6 protein-coding genes and 1 rRNA gene are annotated in these 6,752 nt (G+C 44.3%); 6 read left to right on the forward strand and 1 reads right to left on the reverse strand.

Annotation, left to right across the window (positions count from 1 at the left end; all coding sequences use genetic code 11):
• The first annotated feature begins 5 nt into the window (after positions 1-5).
• From B5354_RS05670 to perR, 4 genes are all read left to right on the forward strand, one after another.
• Positions 6-1,115 carry an aminopeptidase gene (locus B5354_RS05670; protein ID WP_079526705.1) on the forward strand — a complete coding sequence of 370 codons (1,110 nt, stop codon included), beginning with the start codon at positions 6-8 and terminating at the stop codon, positions 1,113-1,115.
• Positions 1,116-1,146: 31 nt separating this feature from the next.
• Positions 1,147-2,100, forward strand: a complete 954-nt coding sequence (locus B5354_RS05675; protein ID WP_079526707.1) for a D-2-hydroxyacid dehydrogenase — start codon at positions 1,147-1,149, stop codon at positions 2,098-2,100.
• A 2-nt stretch (positions 2,101-2,102) separates the two neighbouring features.
• Entirely contained in the window at positions 2,103-2,657 is a 555-nt protein-coding gene (locus B5354_RS05680; RefSeq protein WP_079526709.1) for a cob(I)yrinic acid a,c-diamide adenosyltransferase, read from the forward strand.
• A gap of 126 nt (positions 2,658-2,783) precedes the next feature.
• Entirely contained in the window at positions 2,784-3,227 is a 444-nt protein-coding gene (gene perR, locus B5354_RS05685) for a peroxide-responsive transcriptional repressor PerR (RefSeq protein ID WP_079526818.1), read from the forward strand.
• Positions 3,228-3,307: 80 nt separating this feature from the next.
• Here the strand turns inward: perR and B5354_RS05690 are convergent, their stop codons facing one another.
• Positions 3,308-3,685, reverse strand: coding sequence for a YgzB family protein (locus tag B5354_RS05690; protein WP_079526711.1), 378 nt, complete (start codon positions 3,683-3,685; stop codon positions 3,308-3,310).
• A gap of 133 nt (positions 3,686-3,818) precedes the next feature.
• Here B5354_RS05690 and B5354_RS05695 point away from each other — a divergent pair, with 133 nt between their 5' ends.
• Positions 3,819-4,691: a nucleotidyltransferase-like protein gene (locus tag B5354_RS05695; RefSeq protein ID WP_079526713.1), complete on the forward strand. Its 873-nt coding sequence runs from the start codon at positions 3,819-3,821 to the stop codon at positions 4,689-4,691.
• A gap of 427 nt (positions 4,692-5,118) precedes the next feature.
• Positions 5,119-6,685 (forward strand): 16S ribosomal RNA (locus tag B5354_RS05700).
• Positions 6,686-6,752: the final 67 nt, after the last annotated feature.

Raw genomic sequence — 6,752 nt, forward strand, 5'->3', positions numbered from 1 at the left:
TACATATGAGAGATACTAGGTTAAAGGAATTGGCTGACGTTCTATTATCCCATTCACTTGATGTGAAACCAGGAGAAAAGGTGATGGTGCAGGGGCAGACAAACACGAAGCCATTGATTAAAGAATTGATTTCAGGGATTCACGAAAGGGGAGCACTTGCCTTCTATGAGTTGGCTGATGATGAACTTATGAGAACGTGGATAACTCGTGCACCCAAGGAAGTGTTTACCCAAACGAATAAACGGAAGCTTGAAGAGAATAAGGACATCGATGCTTTTGTACAAATTATTGGGGAAGAAAACGATGCCGAACTAAGCGGTGTGCCGGCAGAACAGTTTCAGATGGCTATGAAAGAAATGAAGCCAGCCAATGAATTTGTTGTACAGGAGAAGAAATGGGTGCTGCTTAATTATCCTACGAAAGCGGCCGCGCAAAAAGCCGGGATGCCTTTTGATGACTATGTTGATTATTTATTAGAAGTCTGTACGATTGATTATAAGAAAATGAGCCAGGCACAAACAGAATTATCAACGTTACTAGATAAAACAAAAGAAGTAAGAATAACAGCGGAAGGAACGGATCTTACTTTTTCTATTGAAAACATCCCAAGCGTGATCTGTGCAGGCAAAAGAAATATTCCCGATGGTGAAGTGTACACAGCGCCCATTAAGGATAGCGTGAATGGCACGATTCGCTTTAACACCCCGAGTCCTTATCAAGGTGTGGTGTTTCGCGATATCACGTTAACGTTTGAAAATGGAAAAGTCGTAAGAGCCGCTGCGGATAAAACAGAGGAACTTACTAAAATACTCGATTCCGATGACGGTGCACGATCCATTGGCGAGTTTGCTTTAGGACTTAATCCGGTCATTACCGAGCCAATGGGAGACATCCTTTTTGATGAAAAAATTGCCGGGAGCCTGCACTTGGCTTTAGGCCAATGCTATGATGAAGCCAAAAATGGCAATGATTCCACCGTTCATTGGGACATGGTACTGATTCAGCGTCCTGAGTATGGCGGCGGTCAAGTATACTTTGACGGAGAATTAATTAGAGACAATGGTCTATTCGTGAAAGAAGAACTGCTCGCTTTAAATCCAGAGCAGCTCAACTAAATAGTGATCGATAAAAAGATGAGGTGTACGCATGAAGGTTGTATCGGTTATTAAACGGGTTCCTGAAGAGATAAAAACCAGATTAAGAAATAACTTTGAACAAGTTGAGTTCCACTTTTGTCACGGAATGAAAGAAGGAAGAGCGCTGTTAGCTGAAGCGGATGTCCTGATTACATACGGGGAGGACGTAACTCTTGATGTGATAGGTGAAGCAGTAAAACTCAAGTGGATCATGGTGCTTTCTGCCGGAATGGATAAACTGCCGTTTGAAGAGATCGAGAAGCGGAATATTGTGGTAACAAATGTGCGTGGGATCCACGGAAAACCGATGGCTGAATACGCCCTGTCCATGATTCTGCAAGTGTATCGCCAAGCGAAAGATCTGATTAATTCAGAACACAACCATGAATGGAATCGCAGTGTTACGATCCGAGAAATAAACGGGCAAACGATGGTATTACTTGGAACGGGATCCATTGCCCAAGAAACAGCCCGGATTGCCCAGGCGTTTCAAATTAAGACAATTGGGGTATCTAAATCTGGAAAGGCAAAGGACTATTTTGATGAAACCCTTCCAGTAGACAGGCTGGAAGAAGCTTTGCCACAAGCTGATCTAGTCATTGCGGTATTACCCAGCACCCGCGAAACCGAATATCTTATAAAAGAAGACCATTTTCAGCTTATGCCAGATCATGCAGTTTTCTTAAACATGGGAAGAGGCGATCTAGTTGCTTCGGACGTGATTCTGAAGGCTGTTAGAAACGGCCAAATCAGTCATGCCGTGTTAGATGTATTTGAAGAAGAACCCCTCCCTGAAGATCATCCATTTTGGGAGGAAAAGAATATTACGATGACACCGCATTCATCAGGGAAGTCGCCACAGTATATTCCGCGTGGATTTGACTTGTTTGAGCAAAACTTGCAATCATTTTTAAACCAAGATCGGAACATGAAGAATCTTATTGATCCTAAACGGGGGTATTGAGCATGCGTATTTATACAAGATCAGGGGATAAGGGGAAGACTTCGTTAATTTATGGAGACCGCGTGGCTAAGAGTGATCTAAGAGTAGAAGCGTATGGAACATGTGATGAAGCCAATTCAGCGATAGGTGTTGCTTTAAGCCACCTCATTCGTGAGAAATGGGAAGGAAAGACTGAATTCCTTTCCTCTATGCAAAAAATACAAACGATCCTCTTCCATGTCGGAGCTGAACTGGCCACACCGAAAGGGAAAAAAGTTACATGGGAACTAAAAAAAGAGCATATTGAAGAGCTCGAACAATATATTGATGAATGGGACGAAGATTTGGCAGAGTTAAATAACTTTATTCTACCTTCTGGACATGAAGCGTCAGCCGGCCTGCATATGGCTCGTACGATCGTAAGAAGGGCAGAACGAACAGCCGTTGCACTGGGCGATGAGGTCAATACACTTGTGGTCTCCTATTTAAACCGGTTATCCGACTTGCTTTTCGTCGCAGCGAGGTATGTGAATCAGCACTTAGGAGGAAAAGAATTGCCGCTTCATCCGGATGTTTAATCAAATAGAAGCCATGTCGCTCATGGGTATTTATTGACAATACTAGTACCAACAGGTTAAACTAATTATAAAGATTCTAATTTAATAATTTTCTAATTCAGGAACTAATATATGAAAGCGAGGTGCATGACGGTGTCTGAACAGCGACTGCAAGAAGCGATTGATACACTAAAAAGTTCTGGGGTCCGAATCACACCACAACGTCATGCGGTGCTTGAATACCTGCTGAATGCTATGACTCACCCGACAGCTGATGATATTTATAAAGCATTGGAGAGTAAGTTTCCAAATATGAGTGTCGCAACAGTATATAACAACTTGCGCGTCTTCAGAGAAATTGGACTTGTAAGAGAACTCACCTATGGCGATTCATCAAGCCGCTTTGATTGTAACACTTCTGACCACTACCATATTATTTGTGAAACATGCGGAAAGATCGTTGATTTTCACTATCCTAAGTTAAATGAAGTGGAAGCATTAGCTGAACAGGTGACTGGATTTACTGTAAGTCATCATCGCATGGAAGTTTACGGGACATGTTCACAGTGTCAAGCTAAATCTGCCCATTAGAGCGGAAAGCTATGCTTTTTAGTTTTCTCTCTATATAAAAGGGGCCTGCTATTACAGCAGGCCCCTTTTATTATGAGCAATTATGATTGATGCTCTGCATTTTGTTTTTTATAACGCTTCGAATTATACTTTTCATCAAATTCTTTCCCCTCAAGTGACTTGTCCAACGTAAGAGGCTGTTTACAATGCATACAGGCATCTACACGTCCCAGCATTTTCGTTGGCTTCTCACAGGACGGACAGACAATTTGAATCGTTCTTGTCGAAAGCATACCGATCCAAAAATATACCACTGTACTTAGTCCAATAAATAGCATTCCGAGGATCATAAAGAGCGCCATAGCCCAGGCTGTTTCCTTGAATAATAACCCAATGTACATAACACCAAAACCAGCAAATATAAGCCAGAAAGCAAAAGAACGTATTTTATTAATTTTACTGGTGTACTTTAACTCCATCTAAGGTCCCTCCTAGATTCTCTACAAAGGTAGTATAGCATATTTTCTCTGGCAAAATATAATTCGAAAAAAGGATTTTAGCAAAAAGTATCGAATAAAAAAGTGAAGCGATTAATGATGTGGGGGATAAATCATGGAAGATATATTGCGCCCAATTTATCAAGAGAGGGCGAGCCAAGCTAATACATTGGGAATTCTTCTGTTAGAAAAGAAGAAACCAAACAGTCCGGTTACCGATAATTTTGACGTTATTCTATTTATTATTGTTAAAGATGCTCAGGAACCCTGGTACGTGAAGCACTATGAGTTCGACGACCAGTCTGCTGCGATGCATATTGTAGATGAAACCCTCTTGCAAAAATGGATAGATACAAGCTCTTATCGAAGGGCTGTCGAATGGGTGATCAATGGATCGATTGTTTTTGAGCGAAACGATTATGTGACAAACCTCAAAGAACGGTTAAGAACTTTTCCTACTCATACGAGAGATTTAAAGAAAGCTATTGAGTTTGCGAAATTAATTAGAAGCTATAGTGAATCAAAGGATTTGTTCGAATCCGGACAGTTTCTTGACGCATTTAGCCGGATGGTTCACTCGCTGCATTATTTAGCACGGCTAGCGGTGATTGAAAAAGGATTTCATCCGGAAGTTACAGTATGGAATCAAGTGAGGAGAATTGAACCGGAAGTTTATAAGCTTTATCAAGAGCTTATTGAGAGTAAAGAGGATATTGATAAGCGAGTTCAGCTTATGATCCTTGCTGTAGAGCATGCCGTTAGTGTCAGATCTCGAACTAGTGCGAAACATTTACTTATGCTTATGGGAAAAGAGGGACCGTGGTCTTTCGGTGAGCTTAAAATACATCCGGAAATACAAGAATATGCACTTGATCTGTCTTCAATGGTAGAATATTTGGTAGATAAAGGACTCATAGAGGTTGTCCCCCAAGAAACAAAAGGGGCAAATATATACCATCGAATGTATCAAGCAGCCCCAATTCGTTAAGGATGAATAATGATGCTTGACCCTTTCTTGTTTCTAAGCAGAAAGGGTTTTTATTCTTTTTAAGGAAAAATTATAAAATGCTCATAAAAAGTATTGACTCATTTTTAATAAGCATGGTATAGTATTAAACGTCGCATTAAGCGAACAGAACACATCGCTTTTTGCAGCAAAACATCATGAAAAAAGTTATTGACTTAACTTACTAACCATGATATATTAATTAGGTCGCTGTTTTGAAGCGGCACTCAACATTTTGATCTTTGAAAACTGAACGAACCAACCAGTACGTCAACATATTCTTTCTATTATATAGAGGGAATTCAAACAAGCACATTCGGTGTGCAAAGAGTTAAGGAACTTCAACTAAGTTCGCAACGTCCTGTTGCAACGTTGAAGTCAGTGCATCCATGCACAAGCAAACTTTACTTTTATGGAGAGTTTGATCCTGGCTCAGGACGAACGCTGGCGGCGTGCCTAATACATGCAAGTCGAGCGCAGGAAGCAGGCAGATCCCCTTCGGGGGTGATGCCTGTGGAATGAGCGGCGGACGGGTGAGTAACACGTGGGCAACCTGCCTGTAAGATCGGAATAACTCCGGGAAACCGGGGCTAATGCCGGGTAATCCTTTTTTTCGCATGAGAAAGAGGTAAAAGATGGCCTTTGGCTATCACTTACAGATGGGCCCGCGGCGCATTAGCTAGTTGGTGAGGTAATAGCTCACCAAGGCGACGATGCGTAGCCGACCTGAGAGGGTGATCGGCCACACTGGGACTGAGACACGGCCCAGACTCCTACGGGAGGCAGCAGTAGGGAATCTTCCGCAATGGACGAAAGTCTGACGGAGCAACGCCGCGTGAACGATGAAGGTCTTCGGATCGTAAAGTTCTGTTGTTAGGGAAGAACAAGTACCGTGCGAATAGAGCGGTACCTTGACGGTACCTAACGAGGAAGCCCCGGCTAACTACGTGCCAGCAGCCGCGGTAATACGTAGGGGGCAAGCGTTGTCCGGAATTATTGGGCGTAAAGCGCGCGCAGGCGGTTTCTTAAGTCTGATGTGAAAGCCCACGGCTCAACCGTGGAGGGTCATTGGAAACTGGGGAACTTGAGGACAGAAGAGGAGAGTGGAATTCCACGTGTAGCGGTGAAATGCGTAGATATGTGGAGGAACACCAGTGGCGAAGGCGACTCTCTGGTCTGTTTCTGACGCTGAGGTGCGAAAGCGTGGGTAGCAAACAGGATTAGATACCCTGGTAGTCCACGCCGTAAACGATGAGTGCTAGGTGTTAGGGGGCTTCCACCCCTTAGTGCTGAAGTTAACGCATTAAGCACTCCGCCTGGGGAGTACGGCCGCAAGGCTGAAACTCAAAGGAATTGACGGGGGCCCGCACAAGCGGTGGAGCATGTGGTTTAATTCGAAGCAACGCGAAGAACCTTACCAGGTCTTGACATCCTTGGACCGCCCTAGAGATAGGGTCTTCCCTTCGGGGACCAAGTGACAGGTGGTGCATGGTTGTCGTCAGCTCGTGTCGTGAGATGTTGGGTTAAGTCCCGCAACGAGCGCAACCCCTAATCTTAGTTGCCAGCATTCAGTTGGGCACTCTAAGGTGACTGCCGGTGACAAACCGGAGGAAGGCGGGGATGACGTCAAATCATCATGCCCCTTATGACCTGGGCTACACACGTGCTACAATGGATGGTACAAAGGGCAGCGAAGCCGCAAGGTGTAGCAAATCCCATAAAACCATTCTCAGTTCGGATTGCAGGCTGCAACTCGCCTGCATGAAGCCGGAATCGCTAGTAATCGCGGATCAGCATGCCGCGGTGAATACGTTCCCGGGCCTTGTACACACCGCCCGTCACACCACGAGAGTTGGCAACACCCGAAGTCGGTGAGGTAACCTTTATGGAGCCAGCCGCCGAAGGTGGGGCCAATGATTGGGGTGAAGTCGTAACAAGGTAGCCGTATCGGAAGGTGCGGCTGGATCACCTCCTTTCTAAGGAAATATGCAAGGTGGAAGCACCCTTACGGGTGACGGAAGCTGCCGCATACAGAGGACGTAC

The organism is Halobacillus hunanensis (genome assembly GCF_900166655.1).
In the GTDB taxonomy this organism is placed as follows: Bacteria; Bacillota; Bacilli; order Bacillales; family Halobacillaceae; genus Halobacillus_A; species Halobacillus_A hunanensis.